The organism is Thermosipho affectus, assembly GCF_001990485.1.
GTDB lineage: Bacteria > Thermotogota > Thermotogae > Thermotogales > Fervidobacteriaceae > Thermosipho > Thermosipho affectus.
Genome location: NZ_LBFC01000023.1, coordinates 65,799 through 83,755, shown reverse-complemented (window position 1 = coordinate 83,755; position 17,957 = coordinate 65,799). Strand labels below are relative to the sequence as shown.

Annotated in this window: 16 protein-coding genes; 7 read left to right on the top strand and 9 right to left on the bottom strand. The window is 30.8% G+C overall.

Features of this window, described 5'->3' with window-relative positions:
* Nucleotides 1–5: 5 nt before the first annotated feature.
* The 9 genes from XJ44_RS08750 to XJ44_RS08710 are packed head-to-tail and all read right to left on the bottom strand — an operon-like array spanning nt 6 to nt 11,048.
* The gene (locus XJ44_RS08750) at nt 6–1,292 is read right to left on the bottom strand and encodes a carbohydrate ABC transporter permease (protein WP_077198762.1); all 1,287 of its coding nucleotides are present in this window, start codon (nt 1,290–1,292) and stop codon (nt 6–8) included.
* A 10-nt stretch (nt 1,293–1,302) separates the two neighbouring features.
* Nucleotides 1,303–2,682, bottom strand: a complete 1,380-nt coding sequence (hslU, locus tag XJ44_RS08745; RefSeq protein ID WP_077198761.1) for an ATP-dependent protease ATPase subunit HslU — start codon at nt 2,680–2,682, stop codon at nt 1,303–1,305.
* 10 nt (nt 2,683–2,692) lie between these two features.
* On the bottom strand, nt 2,693–3,685 hold the full coding sequence (locus XJ44_RS08740; protein ID WP_077198760.1) for an HD-GYP domain-containing protein: 993 nt from the start codon (nt 3,683–3,685) through the stop codon (nt 2,693–2,695).
* Nucleotides 3,682–4,923 (bottom strand): M16 family metallopeptidase, encoded by a 1,242-nt coding sequence (locus XJ44_RS08735; protein WP_077198759.1) that lies wholly within the window; start codon nt 4,921–4,923, stop codon nt 3,682–3,684. Before XJ44_RS08735 ends, XJ44_RS08740 begins: the two co-directional genes overlap by 4 nt.
* Nucleotides 4,924–4,937: 14 nt before the next feature.
* A complete protein-coding gene (locus XJ44_RS08730) occupies nt 4,938–7,034 on the bottom strand; it encodes a polyribonucleotide nucleotidyltransferase (RefSeq protein ID WP_077198758.1) in 2,097 nt (698 codons plus the stop codon).
* Between the two features lie 11 nt (nt 7,035–7,045).
* Nucleotides 7,046–9,154, bottom strand: a complete 2,109-nt coding sequence (locus XJ44_RS08725; protein WP_077198757.1) for a TIM-barrel domain-containing protein — start codon at nt 9,152–9,154, stop codon at nt 7,046–7,048.
* Between the two features lie 4 nt (nt 9,155–9,158).
* A complete protein-coding gene (panC, locus tag XJ44_RS08720) occupies nt 9,159–9,995 on the bottom strand; it encodes a pantoate--beta-alanine ligase (protein WP_077198756.1) in 837 nt (278 codons plus the stop codon).
* Nucleotides 9,982–10,773, bottom strand: coding sequence for a DNA-processing protein DprA (dprA, locus tag XJ44_RS08715; RefSeq protein WP_077198755.1), 792 nt, complete (start codon nt 10,771–10,773; stop codon nt 9,982–9,984). Before dprA ends, panC begins: the two co-directional genes overlap by 14 nt.
* Nucleotides 10,770–11,048, bottom strand: a complete 279-nt coding sequence (locus XJ44_RS08710) for an RnfABCDGE type electron transport complex subunit B (protein WP_075666583.1) — start codon at nt 11,046–11,048, stop codon at nt 10,770–10,772. Before XJ44_RS08710 ends, dprA begins: the two co-directional genes overlap by 4 nt.
* Nucleotides 11,049–11,154: 106 nt before the next feature.
* On the opposite strand from XJ44_RS08710, the gene murJ reads away from it, so the two are divergent.
* The 7 genes from murJ to XJ44_RS08675 all read left to right on the top strand — a co-directional run bounded on the left by murJ (nt 11,155) and on the right by XJ44_RS08675 (nt 17,908).
* The gene (gene murJ, locus XJ44_RS08705) at nt 11,155–12,561 is read left to right on the top strand and encodes a murein biosynthesis integral membrane protein MurJ (protein ID WP_077198754.1); all 1,407 of its coding nucleotides are present in this window, start codon (nt 11,155–11,157) and stop codon (nt 12,559–12,561) included.
* A complete protein-coding gene (locus XJ44_RS08700; protein WP_077198753.1) occupies nt 12,548–13,240 on the top strand; it encodes a biotin--[acetyl-CoA-carboxylase] ligase in 693 nt (230 codons plus the stop codon). The genes murJ and XJ44_RS08700 overlap by 14 nt, the downstream gene beginning before the upstream one ends.
* Complete coding sequence (locus tag XJ44_RS08695; protein WP_077198752.1) at nt 13,233–14,258, top strand: 7-cyano-7-deazaguanine synthase; 1,026 nt, start codon at nt 13,233–13,235, stop codon at nt 14,256–14,258. The genes XJ44_RS08700 and XJ44_RS08695 overlap by 8 nt, the downstream gene beginning before the upstream one ends.
* Entirely contained in the window at nt 14,177–14,872 is a 696-nt protein-coding gene (gene rnc, locus XJ44_RS08690) for a ribonuclease III (protein WP_077198751.1), read from the top strand. Before XJ44_RS08695 ends, rnc begins: the two co-directional genes overlap by 82 nt.
* The gene (locus XJ44_RS08685; protein ID WP_077198750.1) at nt 14,862–15,110 is read left to right on the top strand and encodes a hypothetical protein; all 249 of its coding nucleotides are present in this window, start codon (nt 14,862–14,864) and stop codon (nt 15,108–15,110) included. The genes rnc and XJ44_RS08685 overlap by 11 nt, the downstream gene beginning before the upstream one ends.
* A 107-nt stretch (nt 15,111–15,217) precedes the next feature.
* Complete coding sequence (locus XJ44_RS08680) at nt 15,218–15,982, top strand: AEC family transporter (RefSeq protein ID WP_233119547.1); 765 nt, start codon at nt 15,218–15,220, stop codon at nt 15,980–15,982.
* Between the two features lie 177 nt (nt 15,983–16,159).
* Nucleotides 16,160–17,908 carry an NADH-dependent [FeFe] hydrogenase, group A6 gene (locus tag XJ44_RS08675; protein WP_077198749.1) on the top strand — a complete coding sequence of 583 codons (1,749 nt, stop codon included), beginning with the start codon at nt 16,160–16,162 and terminating at the stop codon, nt 17,906–17,908.
* The last annotated feature ends 49 nt before the right edge of the window (nt 17,909–17,957 follow it).

The window sequence follows — 17,957 nt, the reverse complement described above, 5'->3', positions numbered from 1 at the left end:
TCACCTCACGATACGTATTCTACAACTTTATTCCCAACTTTATATTGGATTGCAGTAAATATCAATATAACTGCAAATAATAAATATGCAGCTGCACTGGCAATTCCCATTCTCTGTTGCCTATAAAATAAATCAAATACATAATACACCATTGTCATACCACTGTTATTGTACGGACCAGGTAATCCGTCATATAAAACATAAACTTGTGCAAAAACCTTAAAAGCACCAATCATTGAAACAATTAATAGGAAAAACGTAGTCGGTGAAAGTAAAGGCCACGTAATTTTTGAAAATTTTTGCCAAGAATTTGCACCATCAACCTCTGCTGCCTCGTAATAAAATTGATCAATATTTTGAAGCCCAGCCAAGAAAATAATTGCATCATAACCTATCTGCTTCCAGATTGATACAATCGCAATAGTTGGAATTGTCCACTTTTCATCTTTTAACCACCTTATTCCTTCTATATTAAACCAAGATAAAAAGTAATTCAAAAGTCCAAACTCGTCATTAAAAATCCACTTCCAAACCAATGAGACTGCAACTACGGATGTAACAAAAGGAATGAAATAACTCGTTCTAAAAAACACTCTAAATCTTACATTTGAATTTAATAAAACGGCTACTATCAACGATAACAAAAGTGTTATAGGAACTGTTAAAATAACATAATAAAACGTATTAACTAAAGCTTTCATAAACAAATTCTTATCCTTTGCATCCATAAAAAACACAAATAATCCATTTTGATTAAATTTACTTGTTTCAAGCAAAACATACACAACAATTATAGCCGAAACATTAATCCAAGCAAATTTTTTAAATAATTTCGTCAAACTTTTGTTTTTTAAATTCAAAAATAAAACTACAGCTAAAACTATATCTAAAAACAAAATAAAGGAATTCAATTTAAAAAATATTAAAAATGCCCATACAATAGCAAAAATATTAACAAAAAATATAGTAACCTTCTTATCTTTCCAAATTCTCACAAAAGCATAAACCGTAAAAACTAAAATTATAGAAAGAAAAATATATGAAATAGAATAAACTAACCCCTCCAAAAAAGAAAATTTTGGAGGATAGTTATACTCAAAAATTTTTAAATAGTTATCAAAACCACTAAAATAAGGGGTTTTCATGTTTCTAAAATCCCACTTAAAAAAACTTAAAACAAACGAAAAACCTACAGGCCAAAAAACAAATATACCTAACACAATTAACGATGGCAACAAAAATAAATATGCCAAAACTGACTCTTTTAGTCTTTTTTTAGCAGATGCCTTCACTTTCTCCCTCCTATAGTATATACGAAGTTAAATCTTCATCTTCTATTATATCCTTCAATTTTTTACTAACAAACTCTTTGTCTACGACAATTCTTTCTTCTATGTCTGGTGCTTCAAATAAAACGTCTTCAAGTATCTTTTCAAGTACTGTATACAATCTCCTTGCACCAATATTTTCCAATTTTTGGTTCAATTTATACGATACCTTTGCTATTTCTCTTACACCATCTTCAGTAAACTCCAAATGTACTCCTTCAGTATAAAGCAACGCTTGATATTGTTTAGTTAAGGCGTTTTCCGGTTCAATTAAAATTCTTACAAAATCATTTTCAGTCAATGGTTCAAGTTCCACCCTTATTGGAAACCTTCCTTGCAATTCTGGTATAAGATCCGAAGGTTTTGAAACATGGAAAGCTCCTGCAGCTATAAATAATATAAAGTCTGTTTTAACAGGTCCATATTTTGTAGTTATAGTCGTTCCCTCTACTATTGGCAAAAGATCTCTTTGTACACCTTGTCTTGAAATATCTTGCCCTCCCCCAGATGTTTTTACCGCAATTTTATCCATTTCATCTATAAATACAATTCCCCTATTTTGAGCAAGTTCTAATGCTTCTTGAACTGTCTCATCCATATCAATAAGTTTTTCTTCTTCTATTGGTAATAGCACTTTTTTAGCATCAGAAATTTTCATCTTTCTTCTTTTCTTCTGTTTTGGAAAAATATTCCCCAAAACATTTGATAAATCCATTCCAATATCCTCCATTTCAGGAAGACCTATAAAACCTATTGGAGAATTTCCAGTTTCAATTTCTATTTCGATCTCATTATTATCAAGTTCTCCATTTCTCAACTTTTTTCTTAACTCTTCCCTTTTACCTCTAAAATCTACATTTTCCTCTACAGTTTGAGTTTTTTCCAATTGCATCCCAAAAATATTTGCAAATGGGATTTGTGGTTTTTTTGCGCTTGGTAAAATGGCATCTAAAATCCTTTCCTCGACATTTCTTTTAGCTTTTTCTTCAACTTCCTTCATTTTCTTTTGTTTTACCATGTTTACAGCTATTTCGACTAATTCCCTAATCATTGAATCAACATTTTTTCCAACATATCCAACTTCAGTAAATCTTGTTGCTTCAACCTTTAAAAATGGGGAACCAGAAAGTTGAGCCAATCTTCTTGCTATTTCTGTTTTACCAACACCAGTAGGCCCAATCATTAAAATATTTTTAGGAGTTATTTCTTTTTTCCATTCATCTGGTAATTTTTGTCTACGAATTCTATTTCTTATAGCAATAGCAACAGCTTTTTTAGCTTCATTTTGTCCCACAATAAACTTATCTAGTTCATTCACAATTTGTTTTGGAGTTAATCTATCAAAATTTTTCATGGTTTCCCTCCTAATTAATTACTTTCTTTATATATATCTTCTCCTTTACTATATCAAGTAACTTACCATTGGCTTTTACCAAAGGAATAAGGCCAGATAAAACTTTCACTACAATACCTCTTTCTCCGTTACTTAACTCTACCACCGTTCCAGTAGGATATATACCAACATATTGTACAAATTTTGAAACTATATTTGGATCAAACATTTTTCCAGAATTTGAAATTATAAATTTCACTGCCTCATACGGAGAAAAAGCTTTTCCAGGAAAATCTTTACTAATAAGCGTATCGTACGCATCAGCTATTGAAAGTATTCTTGCAAAAACCGGAATGGATGTTCCCTTTAAATTTCGCGGATATCCTTTTCCATCAAATCTTTCATGGTGATGCAATATTGAAAGCAAAACATCATCATTCATATTAAAATGTTTTCTCAACATTCCCGTTGCTTTTATTGGATGAGTATCATAGTATTCTATTATATCACGAACGGGTTTTTCGTGTGCAACATCATGTAAAATTGCAGAAATTATAAGTTTATTCAGTGTTTCATCATCAAACCCCAAACTAATCCCAATAATGGAAGATATTACACCGGTATTTATAGCATGTCTTGCCAAAGGTTTTTGATCTTTCCTAATTAAATTAAGAATCTTTTCGTTGTATTTTTCAAGAACTTTTTTCATAATTTCCTCTGAGTGTTTAACTACTTTTTTTACATTTAATTCTCCACTCTTTACCTCTTCAAAGGTATTGGATAAATCTTTAGATAAGTTATCATATAATTCCATATCAATTGTTGGTTCTATATCCTCAGAGGTTAGTACTTCTTCTACATAAATTGGAAGAATACTAACTCCACGATTTTTTAAAAGATATATATCCCCTTCTTTTAATACAGAACCTTCCTTTATCAATATTATAAATCCCGAAGGATCATAAACATCCTCACCAACAATTTCACCTGGTTCAACTAATTCAATATTTTTCCATATAATCAAAAGAATTCCCCCCTAAAATTTAGATTATTTAACTTTTTGGGAGAAACATAAAATAACGACCACCGTTGAGTGAAAAGTTTTTCAAAAACATCTTCTATTTCCTTTTTTTGTATAGTCTTAATTCTTTTAATAATATCTATCGGAAGCTCAGGAGTAACATCATTCGCTAAATATTCAATTATCAAATTTGTAATAGTTGAAGTACTCTCAGTTGAAAGTTCTAACTTTCCAATCATCCGTTTTTTTCCGTAATTGAACATATCATCAGTCAATTTAAAATTCCTTATAACCTCAAACATTCTTCTTACAAACTTTTCAACTTTTTCTAGAGACACAGCCGCATAAATATTAAAAATTCCCCAATTTTTTTGCGAAAGATTCGTAGAAAATATATCATAAACCAATCCTTCTTTTTCCCTTATTTCCTCAAAAAAATACGAACTCATACCACTACTTAATATTGTATTCAAAACTATCATTGGATATCTTTCATGCTCTTCAAGTGAAAATCCCTTTGTTACGTATAATATGTGAACTTGTTTTGCATTCTTCATTACCTTTCCTTCCAAAATCCCATGATTTATATCACTTTTGTGTTTCACGGTTCTAATAAAATTTCCGTCCACTTTTTCAAGTTCATTAACTATTTTATCCAATACCTTTCTATCTACATAACCAACTATTATTACTTTAACATTATACGGTGTATAAAATTCTTCATGAAATCTATTAATATCATCTAACGATATATTTTTAATAGTTTCTTCTGTGCCGATTACCGTTTTAGAATGTGGTCCTCTTAATCCCCTTTGATACATCAAATCAAACAAATTACTCATGGGATCCTCTTTGTGAGAAAGATACTCTTGATAAATTATGCTTCTCTCTAACTCTAAATCTTCATCCTTAAAATTTGGATAAAAAACTATTTCCTTTAGCGCATCAAATGCATCAAATAAAGTAGAAGAAGGGACTTTGGCATAATATACTGTGTTTTCTTTATCTGTCCACGCATTTAACATGCCACCAACTTCTTCAACCATTAATTTTAATTCTTTCATATTATATTTCTTTGTCCCCCTAAAGGACAAATGCTCAATAAAATGGGAAATGCCAGATAGTTCCTCTGGCTCGTACACAGATCCCACTCCAACGTTAAATGCAATAGTAGCAGATCTAACACCTTCTACAGGATAAAAATATAGTTCAATTCCATTTCTTAAAATCATTTTTTCCATAATTTTCCATCCCTCTATTCTGCTTTTCCCAATTGAATTCTTCCACTATTGTCTATATTAACAACTACTACTTTTATTTGATCTCCTATTTTGTATTTTTTTCTAAATTCCTTTGAATCACTTCCTAATTTACTAGAATGTGCAAGTCCTATTTTTCCAGGCATTAACTCAACAAACAAACCATAAGGTTCAATTCTAGTAACCTTACCCTCAAAAATATCACCCACTTTTATTTCTCTAGTTAATGTTTTTATATATTCAATGGCATCATTAACTTTCTTTTGATCCTTACCATAAATTGAAACTTTTCCAGTTGTATCATCAATGGATATTTCAACGCCAAATTCTTTAACAATAGATTTAATTACTTTACCGCCAGGACCTATTATTTCTCCAACCTTTATCGGATCTATCTCTATATTAGCAATTAAAGGAGCATAAGGTGATAGGGATTCTCTTGGTTTTTCAATAGTTTTAAACATTATATCCAAAATCTTCATTCTAGCTATTCTTGCCTGTTCTAAAGCTTTTTTAAGTAACTCCTCGCCCACTCCTGCTATTTTACAATCCATCTGAAACGCAGTAATACCATCTTTTGTACCCGTAACTTTAAAATCCATATCTCCCCAATGATCTTCTAAACCTTGAATATCAGTTAAAACAACTGCTTCTCCATCCTCTACGATTAACCCCATTGCAACCCCTGCAACATGTGTTTTTATCGGAACTCCAGCATCCATGAGCGCCAAAGAGCCAGAACATACAGTTGCCATTGAAGAAGAACCATTTGATTCCAAAATTTCAGAAACTACACGTATTACATATGGAAAATCATCTTCAGCCGGTGCCACAGCTTTTAGTGCTCTTTCCGCTAAATGGCCATGACCTATTTCTCTTCTTCCAGGACCTCTTAACGGTTTTACTTCTCCAACGGAAAATGGTGGAAAATTATAATGCAAAATAAAACGTTTTGTTCCTTCTTCCATTATAGTGTCAACAATTTGTTCTTCCATTGGAGCACCAAGTGTTACTATTCCCAAACTTTGAGTTTCTCCCCTTGTAAAGAGTGCCGAACCATGAGTCCTTGGCAAAATCCCCACTTCACAAATAATTGGCCTAATATCTTCTGGGCTTCTTCCATCAGCTCTTAATCCTTCCGTAACTATTATTTTCCTCATCAAACTTTTTGCTTTCTCATCAAAATATTCTTTTAAAAGCATTTCTTGAGTTGCTTTTTCCTCTTCATCAACATCAAATTCTTCAAAAATTTTTGAAATAACCTCTTCCTTATACTCTTTTAATCTTTCGGATCTTTCCAATTTTTCTTTGGTTAATAATCTTTCCTTTAATTCTTGCTCTAAAATTAAACTTTCCAACTTTTGAATTAGTTCTTCTTTTGGTTTTGGCTCTTCTATTTCCATCTTTTTAACGCTAACATCTTTCAAAATTTCCTCTTCAAAAGATATTATCTCTTTAATTGCATCATGTGCAACAAGCAATGCTTGCACCATTTCTTCCTCTGAAATCTCCTTTGCTTCTCCCTCCACCATTGTTATCGCATCTTTACTTCCCGCAACTACAATATCTAACCTACTATTTTTTAATTGTTCTTCGGTCGGAAAAACAATAAACTTCCCATCAACATATCCCACTCTTACACCGGCAACAATACCAGTGAACGGTATCTTTGAAAAATTCAAAGCTAGCGAAGATGCAATTATACCAGTAACATCCGGTGGTGTATCAGAATCTACAGATAGTACAGTTACAATTAACTGCACATCATTTCTCAGATATTTTGGAAACAATGGCCTTATTGGTCGATCAATCAATCTTGCTGATAAAATTGCAGATTCAGAAGGTTTACCCTCACGTTTTATAAACCCACCTGGAATTTTTCCGGCGGCGTAAAATTTTTCTTGATATTCAACGGTTAACGGGACAAAATCAACTCCTTCTATCACTCTATCTGAAATATTTGCAGTAGCTAATACCACACTATCTCCAAATTGAACCCATGCTGAACCTGAAGATTGTTTAGCAACTTTTCCATATTGAACTGTTAATTTTCTTCCAAATAACTCCTTACTCCATTCTTTAAAATCTTTCATCAAAACACCTCCTAAAATTCTAACTCAAACTCATCCAGACCAAACTTTCTGTAAATTTTAAATTTAATTTTCCGTTTCCTATGCAAAAAACCATTTCTTTTAGTTAAAAACTGTACATTTCCTTTATCGTAGACTACTTTGTATAAGTTATATAATCCTTTTTTGTAATTATAACTTTCACCATCATCTTCATACAAATATCCAACAGCTTTATCATTATAAGCTACTACATGCGCAGTTAATACATCGTTATATGAATTTTTCAAGTATTGTACCTCATCTTGCATAAATACAATAGAACCATCCAATATAAAATGCGGAATCTTGCTTAAAGGAGCATCCACAAGATTCCAACCTTTTCTTACAAAAATTTTATTGTTGAAATTTAAAGCTCTCTTAGGCAAATAAACCATTCTTTTTGTCACACCAGGATTATACACAGGCGCAACTAATAAGCTTTTTCCAACCATAAACTGATCAAAAACCTGGTAAGATTGTTCATCGTTTTCAAAATAATAAAAAATTGGGGCAATAAGTGGTTTATCTTCTAATATCCCTAACATATAGGATGTGTATAAATAGGGGATTAGTTTATACCTATAAACTATCACATCTTTTAATAATTCCTCATATTCTGTATCAAAACTCCAAGGTTCTTGCCTCCTAGTCTCAATAGCTGAATGATTCCTAAACAAAGGCATAAAGACTCCTAACTGCATAAACCTAACTATTAACTCTGGTTCAACATTACCCCCGAATCCTCCAACATCAAATCCAGAGTTAAAAACGCCAACCATCGACAAAGAGTTTATTCTTTGAATTTCTAAAAGTATATGCTCCCACCAACTATGGTTATCCCCAGTCCACACTCCTCCATATCTTTGGACTCCCGAATACGCTGATCTTGTAATTATCAACTTTCTTTTGTTCTTTGGAAAACCTCCAAATGTTGCACGAATCATATTAAAACCATAAACATTTTTCAACTTATAGTGTTTCTTTCCCGAAAGATGTACTATCTCATCTCCTCTTCCCCTTTTTTTTATCTCTCCAATTTCTCCAATTACACTTGCAACCTTTATTCCATCCTCTAATTTCATATTTTTCAATTTTTCTTTTGCATCTTCTATATCTTTTTCACTTGCAAAAATTGCAATCTCATTCATATCATTCCAAAATCCATCTATTCCATCTTCCAAAAGCTTATTAACTTTTCTTGCCCACCATTTTCTAACTTTATTTTCACAAAAATCTGGAAACCTAACACGTCCAGGCCAAACTGCTCCTTCAAAATCTTTCCCTGAAGTATCTTTCAAAAAATATCTATCCTTGGCTTCTTCAAACACTTCATAATTCTTTTCTACTTTAACTCCCGGATCCAAAATTGCCGAAACTTTAAACCCCATATTATGAAGTTTCTCTAACATTAACTTGTAATTGGAAAAATTTTCTTTATTCCAAGTAAAAACCTTATACCCTTCCATATAATCGATATCAAGCCAAATAACATCACATGGTATGTTTTTATCTCTAAATTTCTTTGCAATTTGCAAAACTTCACTTTGAGAAGAATAACTCCATCTACTTTGTTGATATCCCAAACTCCAAAATGGAAAGGCCACATTTTTACCGGTTAAATATAGATATTGCTTTAAGATCTTCTTTACCTTTTCTTCTAAAATAATATATTGATTAAAGCCCTCTCCTCTAACTTTAAATTCTATTTCCCCTTTACCTTCACTATCTAGATCAATCTCCATATAACCAGGATAATCTGTAAATATTCCAAATTTCATGTTCTTTGAGATGTAAATAAAAAATGGAAAACTCTTATACAAAGGTTCTGCTCCGGGATGATGAATAAAATCATCCGTATTCCAAAAAATATATCTTCTTCCTTTTCTATTTAAAGGCCCAACTTTATCGCCAAAGCCAAAATAAAAACCTCTTTTTTCCTTTAACTTTATTCTTAATATCAAATATTCTTTTTCTTTTTTTAAAAGACATTCATCAAAAATCACGTTTTTTAAATACTCTTGATCCACTAACTTTACCTTTTTTTCATTTACAACCGCTTCGCTACTTACATCCGGATTTCCATATATCACTTTGTAAATCATCCATTTACCCTCCAATGATTATATTATCAATTAATCTTGCTTTTCCAACAAATACTGCAATGGCAATGACAACTTTTCTGTCAATTATTTCAACTGGCATAAGGTTTTCCTCATCAACTATTTCAATATAATCAATTTTCAAAAGTGGATGCTCAAGAATTTTTCTCATCTCATCTCTTATTATTTTTACATCTACCACACCTGATTTAACAAGATCTTTAGCTTTTAACAATGATTTATAAAGCCTTGTAGCTTCTTTTCTCTCCTCTTTGGTCAAATAGATATTCCTTGAAGACATGGCAAGTCCATCTTTTTCCCTAACAATTGGCATCTCCTTCAATTCAACATCAAAATTTAAATCCCTTACCATTCTCCTTAATACTCGAAACTGTTGAGCATCTTTTTGACCAAAGTATGCACGCGTAGGTCTTACTATGTTGAATAATTTTGTAACTACCGTACAAACACCTCTAAAATGACCTGGTCTTTTTGCGCCACATAAAAATTTAGATAAAGAAACTTCTTCAACATATGTTGAAAAGTCTTTTTCATACATTTCTTCATTTGTAGGAATAAACACATACTCAACACTTTCACTTTCCAAAAGTTTCAAATCTCTTTCTAAATTTCTAGGATAATTATCGTAATCTTCATTTGGACCAAATTGTGTCGGATTTACAAATATACTCACTACAACTACATCATTTTCCTTTCTTGCAGCTCTAACTAATGAAAGATGTCCTTCGTGTAAATAACCCATCGTTGGAACAAAACCTATGGATTTTCCATTTAAACTTCTCGATATTTTTTTCATTTCATCTACTTTTTCAACAATTATCATACAGTACACCCCTTAAAATATAATAATCCAGTATGTCATCTGGTCCTGTTGCTAAAAATGCGCCATTTTTTATCAAGTAATTTGGACCTTGTGCATTTTCATTGTATATATTTCCAGGTATACAGAAAACATCTTTACCAAACTCTAATGCAAACCTTGCAGTAATCATTGTTCCACTCTTTAATTTTCCCTCAACTATCAAAGTCCCTTCAGATATACCTGCAATGATTCTATTCCTCTCTCTAAAATACTCCTTTTTTGGACTTTTCCACGGTAAATATTCACTTATAACACAACCATCTAGAATTAACCTTTCGTATATTCCTCTATTTTTTTCAGGATAACAAACATCCACACCACTTCCTAAAATTGCAATTGTTTCCTTTGCACAATTATGGGCTATCGAGTCAATTCCCATTGCCATTCCACTTACAATCACAAAATAATTACTCAACTTTTTAGAAAATTCACATGTTACCTTTCTACCATATGAACTTGCTTTACGCGCCCCAACAATCGAAAAGCTCCTTTTTAATAACAAAGACTTTTTTCCTTTTCCAAATAAAACAACAGGAGGATTCCACACATTTTTTAAATTTTCCGGGTAATATTCATCAAAATAGGTCACTACAAAATTCTCAGTCTTTGAAAGCCAATCTTCTAATTTAAAATACAAATCATTTTTTTCTCCATCTTCATCTTTACTTAGTTTTCTCTCAATTTCGTCTAGCCTATAGCCAGAAAAATGCCAAACTACTATTTTTAAATTCTTTTTCATTGTTTTTCAAGTATTTCCTTTATCTTCTCTTGAACACCCGATTTCTTTCCAGGAAGACATTTATCAATTGCATCACCTTTTTTTACAATAGCTGAAGCATATCCTTCACAGCCTGGATATCCACACGCCCCACAATTTATTCCAGGTAATACTTTTGTAATTAACTCAATTCTTGGATCAACTTCAACTTTAAATTTTTCATTACTAAACGCCAAAAATAGACCAAATCCCAATCCTAAAACTCCCATAACAAGTGCCGAATAAAGTACTACCACGTCAAACACCTCCTATTTTTATTATTTCTAGATTTATTTTACCATAAATAGATTAAAATTGTCATTAATGCTATAATATCTATTGAAAAAATAAAAGGAGGAAAAAATGTCAATATTCGTTAGTAGTATTTTATTTTCTACAGCAACATTTTTTTCAAGAATATTAGGATTATTTAGAGACATACTCTTTGCAAAATACTTTGGTGTTTCTTACCAACTTGATGCTTATTTTATAGCTATAATGTTTCCATTTTTCTTAAGAAAAGTATTCGGTGAGGGCGCAATGTCTTCTGCTTTTGTACCATTGTACAGCGAAAAAGAAAACAAAGACATGTTTTTATCCTCTATAATAAATGGTTTTTCTATTATAATTTTTTTGCTACTTCTTTTTACTTATCTATTTCCGGCAGCCTTTATAAATTTATTTGGTGCAGGCGCTTCCATCCAAACAAAAGAATTATCAAAAAAGCTACTTCTAATAACAGCACCGGCCATTTACTTTATCTTTCTTTGGTCAATATTATACTCAATTTTAAATACAAAAGACAAGTTTTTCTGGCCGGCTCTTACTCCAAGTCTATCAAATATTGCTATAATCATTGGAATATTCTTATCAAAAAAATATGGAATACTTGCACCGACATTCGGCTTCCTCTTTGGTAGTATACTTATGTTTTTAAGTTTAATAAAATCATTTTTTTCACATAAATATTATTTTACATTAAAATACTTTCCAGAATTTATTAAATATTTTATTCCTACTTTTTTTACAATGACTATTTCTCAAGTAAATACCGTTGTTGATATGAATGTTTCTTCTTTTTTTAGTGAAGGAAGCATTTCTTATTTACAATACGCTTCTAGGTTTTATATGCTTCCGTATGGTTTATTTGCAGTTTCCGTTTCCACAGTAGTTCTCTCAAAAATCTCAAATGAAAAACACCTTTTTAAAAATTACGTAAATGATGCGTTAAAATCAACACTAGTACTTACCATTCCTTCAACATTTGGATTGATCTACCTTTCTTTTGAGATAATAAAATTCTTTTATCAACACGGACAATTTTCCGCTTACGATACAGCAATAACTTCAAAGGTTTTAATTGCATACTCCTTGGGTTTACCTTTCTATGGTATTTATTCGACTCTTTCCAGAAGCTTTCATGCAATAAAAAACACAAAGATTCCCTTTTACGCAACTTTAATAGTCTCTTTTTCAAATATAATTTTAGATTTAATTTTTGGAATGAAGTGGGGGCCAATAGGTGTAGCATTTGCTACAAGTATTGCTGGAATTATTGGAGCAATGTATTTAATACTATACATAAAAATATTCCCTATAAAGGATTGTTTAAAAATACTCTTAAATAGCCTTATAATGACTTTGGGGATTATTCCATTTAAAAACCTTCATTTTTTAATCCAAATAATCATAGCAGTTATAATATATCTCCTACTTTCTACTATATTTTATAAAGAATTAATTTGGAGGTATTTAAATGCTAAAAGGTAACAAAATTATATATTTTGAAAAAATAAACAGTACAAATGACTATCTAAAGAATTCATATAAAAAATTAAAAAATGGAACTATTGTTGTTTCAAAAATCCAGACAAATGGAAGAGGTAGACTCGGAAGAAATTGGGTGTCAAATGAAGGAGGGCTCTGGTTTTCTATATTAGTAAAAAGGAACTTAAAAAAACCAAACTTTTATACAAAATTATCTTCCATAGTAATCTTAAATGTACTAAAAAATCTAAATATTAATGCCAAAATCAAATGGCCAAACGACATATATGTTAATTCCAAAAAACTTTCTGGAATCCTAACAGAAGCAATATCATTTAACAATAAAATAAAATGTATTATAATTGGTATAGGTATAAACGTAAATAATGATGTACCAAAAAATGGGATTTCAATTTATCACATAAAAAATAAAAAAATCAACCCAAATGATTTTTTAAAATTATTTATAAAAGAATACAACAAGAATTTTCTGTTATTCTCTTTATTTTCTCCACTATTAAACATCAAATGGAAAAAAAATTTAATGTTTAAAAAAGGAGATAAGATCGAAGGCTACAAAATAATCAAAATTTTTCCTGATTTTTTGCTACTTGAAAAAAATAAAAAACGGATAAAAATAAGAAGTATTCATGAATTGGAAAAAGGAGGGATAAATGATTAGTATTTTAAATAAAAAAATAAAAAACATAATAGATGAAATTAGAAAAACTGTGGGTAATAACAAAGTAATTGTAGCTTTTTCAGGAGGACTTGACAGTACAGTTGCAGCTCTTCTTTGTAAAGATGCTTTGGGACCTGAAAAAGTGGAATTGGTAAATGTTGTTTATGGACCATTTACTTACAAAAAAAGCATCCAGATTGTTAAAAAAGCGGCAAATAAAATGGGATTAAAGTTAACATTTTTAGAATCCCTATATCAAAAAGAAATTTGGAAAAATGGTCCATCCTGTAATATGTGTACAAAGTCAGTAAAAATGAATACGGTAAAAAACTATGCAAAAGACATACTAGTCGTTACAGGTTCTAATCAAAGTGATAGTTGGGGAAAAACTGGTTTAAAATTATTCAACGGACTTTACGCACCACTTGGTAATCTTAATAAAAAAGAAATAAAAGAAATTCTTAATTATTATTCATTCAAACTTGAAAGGATTGGAGAAAACGCTAAAAGAGAAGGATGCAAATTAAAACATTTATTAAAAATTATGACAAATATGAATTACCATGGCAAAGCTGTTGACTTAGCAAATGAGATTTTGCTTGAAAACGTTCCAAAGAATTTAGAACTTGCAAATGTAAAAATTATCGGACCACTTTCAAAAAATATAGCCATAATAAACGTTAAACCCATGGTATACAATATCGAAGAAATTGGAAAAAAAATAGAGGCACTTGACGTAATTGATGAAGTTATAATTGCAAACAAACCATTAATTTTGAAAGTTTTAGCCAACCCATCTATTTACAGGGTGGAAAATTCAAAATATTGGATCGAAAAAGGAAAACTACAACCCGAATTTGCAGTACCTATAAAAGTAGTCTGGAAAGAATCCAAAAATAATAAGCTTAGAACTATTCATGTAGTTGGGGTGGAAGAATGGGAAAATTTCGAACAAGAGAAATCGAAAATATCATTGGATACGAATTTAGAAATAAAGAACTCTTGTTCACTGCTTTAACACATACTTCATACGCAAATGAACACAGAAAAGAATCTTATGAAAGATTAGAATTTCTGGGGGATTCTGTTATTGACTTATTAGTTTGTACAATTTTGTATGAAAATTATGAAAATCTATCAGAAGGTACTATGGCTCAAATAAAATCTGCAGTTACAAGTGAAGACATTTTATACGAAATTGCAAAAAAATTAAACATAGGAAAATTTTTAATCCTCGGAAAAGGAGAAAAAAGAAGTGGAGGTTCTGAGAAAAAATCCATCTTAGCTGATGTAATTGAATCTTTAATTGCGGCTGTATATTTAGATTCAAAGAAAAACTTATATACTATAGAAAATCTATTTTCAGATATATTTAAGGAATATATAGAAATTTTTCTTTCGGGTAAAAGAATATTTGACTACAAAACAAAACTTCAAGAGATAACCCAAGAAAAATTCAAACAACTTCCTGTATATGAAACTACAGTAATGGGAAATAAATTCTTTACGATACTAAAAATAAACGGCAAAATATTTTCAAAAGCAAAAGGAACTTCAAAAAAAGAATCTGAAAAACTTGCAGCAAAAACTGCATATGAAAAATTAAAGGAGGATGAAAAAAATGGAAAATAAAAAGTTGAAAGAATACAATATTACTTGGGAGAGATATGAAAAAGCACTTTCTAAAGTTTTGAGTAACTTTGTAAATAGTGGAATAGAAACTGTAACAGTTGAAGAAATTTGGGTAGAAACATCATTACCCATAGATTTGATTTTAGAAATTTTGGAAAGAAATAAATTGAATTATCCTGAAGAAATAAAAGAAATAAAGTACAAAAACGAAATAATATGGAGTAGAAATGAAAAATGATACTTTTTAATATCTTACCTCCGTTTGTTATAATTTTAATTGGCTTCCTCTTTGGTAAAATTTTTCCGTTTGACATTAAAATCTTATCAAAGATTTCTCTTTGGATAATGGCAAATACGTTAACTTTCACTTTTATCAACGATTATCCACCATCACTATCACAACTGAAAACATATGGTAGCGGTATAATAATACTATTTATAATATTCTATTTTATATCTTTGCCATTTAAAGAAAACAAATCACTTTTATTCACAAATAGTGTTTATATAAATACGGGGTATTTAGGATACCCCATTTTGTTATCCGTTTGGGGTGAAAAAGCCTTATCATATGGTGTTATATATTCTGTGATTAATATGATCTTGGGGTCCATATTTGTTCCAATGTTTCTTGATAAAAAAATAAGTTTAAAAAATACATTTAAACTTCCATACATATATGTAATAATACTTGCATATATCTTGTCATTACTTGGTATAAATTATAGAAATTTTCCAAAGCCAATTTTAGAAACAATTTTATTATTAAAAAATGCAGCTATACCAGTGTTACTTTTATTTGTTGGCTTATCCCTTTCAAAAATTACAATAAAGAAAATAAACCACAAATTATTGTTATCAACTACACTAATTAGGTTATTTATTTATCCTTTTTTTGCACTAATTTATGTGATTATCTTTCACATGGAAAAAAACTTAGGAAAGGTATTTATATTAGAAAGTGCTATGCCAACTGCTATAAACAGTGTTATCCTAATCGATGCTTTAACTGGCGACTCTTCCGACATTAGTCTTACTGTTGCAATTACTACATTATTTTCTGCTTTTACTATACCTGTCTGGGTATTTTTAATAGAAAAGATTATTTAAAGATAGAGTTAAATATTAGGATTTTTTTAACAAATTCACAAATTTAAGTCTTTTCATTTTAAAATACTTTGTGATATAATTTACTTGAAGAAATATAGATTATAATATTTCTTTATCATTTTTTGGCTAAGAATGTGAAAAATATCGTTTATGTTAATAAACTAGAGGAGGGATATGATGGCAAAAATTTTTCTCAACGGGAAAGAGTTTGAGGTACCAGATGGAATAACTGTCCTTGAAGCTGCGGAAAAGTTGGGGATACAAATTCCAACGCTATGTCACCATCCTGAACTTGAACCTATTGGTGCATGTAGAATTTGTGTAGTAGAAATTGAGGGAGCACGAACTTTACAACCAGCATGTACCACTAAAATAACTGATGGAATGAAAATTAGGACAAATTCTGATAGAGTTGAAAATGCAATAAAATTTAATCTTTCATTAATAATGGCAAATCATCCAAATGATTGTATGTATTGTGAAGCCGACCAAAGATGTGAACTTAAAAAATTAGTTCACAAATACGATGTAAGACCTATTTTTAATCCCACAGATTTATCTGAGGTATTTGATGATAGTAGTCCTTCAATCCAAAGGGACCTTTCAAGATGTATTAAATGCCAAAGATGTGTAAGGGTTTGTAGCGAAATTCAGGGAATGAATATTTATTCAATGGTTGAAAGAGGTTATAAAACTATTCCGCAAACAGCCTTCGACAAACCAGTTTACGAAACAAATTGTATTTCTTGTGGACAATGTGCGTATTTGTGTCCAGTAGGCGCAATTTATGAAACTCCTGATTGGAAAAAAGTATTAAAATTAATTGAAAGAAAAGAAAAAATATTAGTTGCCCAAACTGCTCCATCTGTTAGGGTTGCAATAGGCGAGGAATTTGGAATGGAACCTGGCTCAGTCAGTACAGGAAAAATGGTCGCATCTTTAAAAAAACTTGGTTTTGATTATGTATTTGACACAAACTTTGCAGCAGATCTTACTATTATGGAAGAAGGGACAGAGTTAATTGGAAGGTTAAAAGAAGGCGGACCATTTCCAATGTTTACAAGTTGTTGCCCAGGTTGGATAAATCTTCTTGAAAAGGAATATCCTGAATTTATCCCAAATGTATCAAGTGCTAAATCTCCACAACAGATGATGAGTTCAGTAGTTAAAACATATTTTGCCAAGAAGATCGGTGTAGATCCAGAAGATATTGTTATGGTATCTGTAATGCCATGTACTGCCAAAAAAGATGAAATAAAAAGACCTCAGCAAAAAATTAAACTCGAAGATGGAAGAGAAATTCAGCCAACAGATTACGTCATAACCACAAGAGAACTTGCAAAATTAATAAAAATAAAAGAAATTAACTTTGCCGGATTAAAAGATGAAGAATTTGACAATCCACTTGGCACTTCCACTGGTGCAGGTGCAATATTCGGTGTAACCGGTGGAGTTATGGAAGCTGCACTTAGAACCGCATACGAAATAATAACAAACAAACAACTGCCAAAACTAGAATTCGACGATGTAAGAGGATTAAACGGTATTAAAGAAGCAGAAATTGATATTGAAGGTAAAAAAATAAAAATTGCAATTGCGCATGGTACAGCCAATGTAAAAAAATTGTTAGATGACATAAGAGATGGAAGAAGATATTACGATTTTATCGAAATTATGGCTTGTCCTGGTGGATGTATCGGTGGTGGAGGACAACCAAAGAGCCTTGATCCAGAAATACTCAAAAAACGTGCAATGGCTATTTATTCAATAGATGAACTTAGTACACTTAGAAGATCACATGAAAACCCAGATGTTCAAAAACTATATGAAGAATTCCTTGAAAAACCATATAGTCACATTGCTCACGAACTGTTACATACGCACTATACAGATAGATCAGTTAAAAATAAAGTAGCAGCTGAATAGTACGTAATCTTTCGAAATTAAATAGTTCCTTTCTGAGGTTGAGGGAACT

Bases quoted from the DNA above. Each gene is read 5' to 3' on its own strand.
- XJ44_RS08735 (WP_077198759.1), bottom strand. From the start codon at position 4,923: ATGGAAAAAATGATTTTAAGAAATGGAATTGAACTATATTTTTATCCT.
- XJ44_RS08700 (WP_077198753.1), top strand. From the start codon at position 12,548: ATGCTAAAAGGTAACAAAATTATATATTTTGAAAAAATAAACAGTACA.
- XJ44_RS08730 (WP_077198758.1), bottom strand. From the start codon at position 7,034: ATGAAAGATTTTAAAGAATGGAGTAAGGAGTTATTTGGAAGAAAATTA.
- dprA (WP_077198755.1), bottom strand. From the start codon at position 10,773: ATGAAAAAGAATTTAAAAATAGTAGTTTGGCATTTTTCTGGCTATAGG.
- murJ (WP_077198754.1), top strand. From the start codon at position 11,155: ATGTCAATATTCGTTAGTAGTATTTTATTTTCTACAGCAACATTTTTT.
- hslU (WP_077198761.1), bottom strand. From the start codon at position 2,682: ATGAAAAATTTTGATAGATTAACTCCAAAACAAATTGTGAATGAACTA.
- XJ44_RS08685 (WP_077198750.1), top strand. From the start codon at position 14,862: ATGGAAAATAAAAAGTTGAAAGAATACAATATTACTTGGGAGAGATAT.
- XJ44_RS08695 (WP_077198752.1), top strand. From the start codon at position 13,233: ATGATTAGTATTTTAAATAAAAAAATAAAAAACATAATAGATGAAATT.
- XJ44_RS08680 (WP_233119547.1), top strand. From the start codon at position 15,218: ATGGCAAATACGTTAACTTTCACTTTTATCAACGATTATCCACCATCA.
- rnc (WP_077198751.1), top strand. From the start codon at position 14,177: ATGGGAAAATTTCGAACAAGAGAAATCGAAAATATCATTGGATACGAA.
- panC (WP_077198756.1), bottom strand. From the start codon at position 9,995: ATGATAATTGTTGAAAAAGTAGATGAAATGAAAAAAATATCGAGAAGT.
- XJ44_RS08675 (WP_077198749.1), top strand. From the start codon at position 16,160: ATGGCAAAAATTTTTCTCAACGGGAAAGAGTTTGAGGTACCAGATGGA.
- XJ44_RS08725 (WP_077198757.1), bottom strand. From the start codon at position 9,154: ATGATTTACAAAGTGATATATGGAAATCCGGATGTAAGTAGCGAAGCG.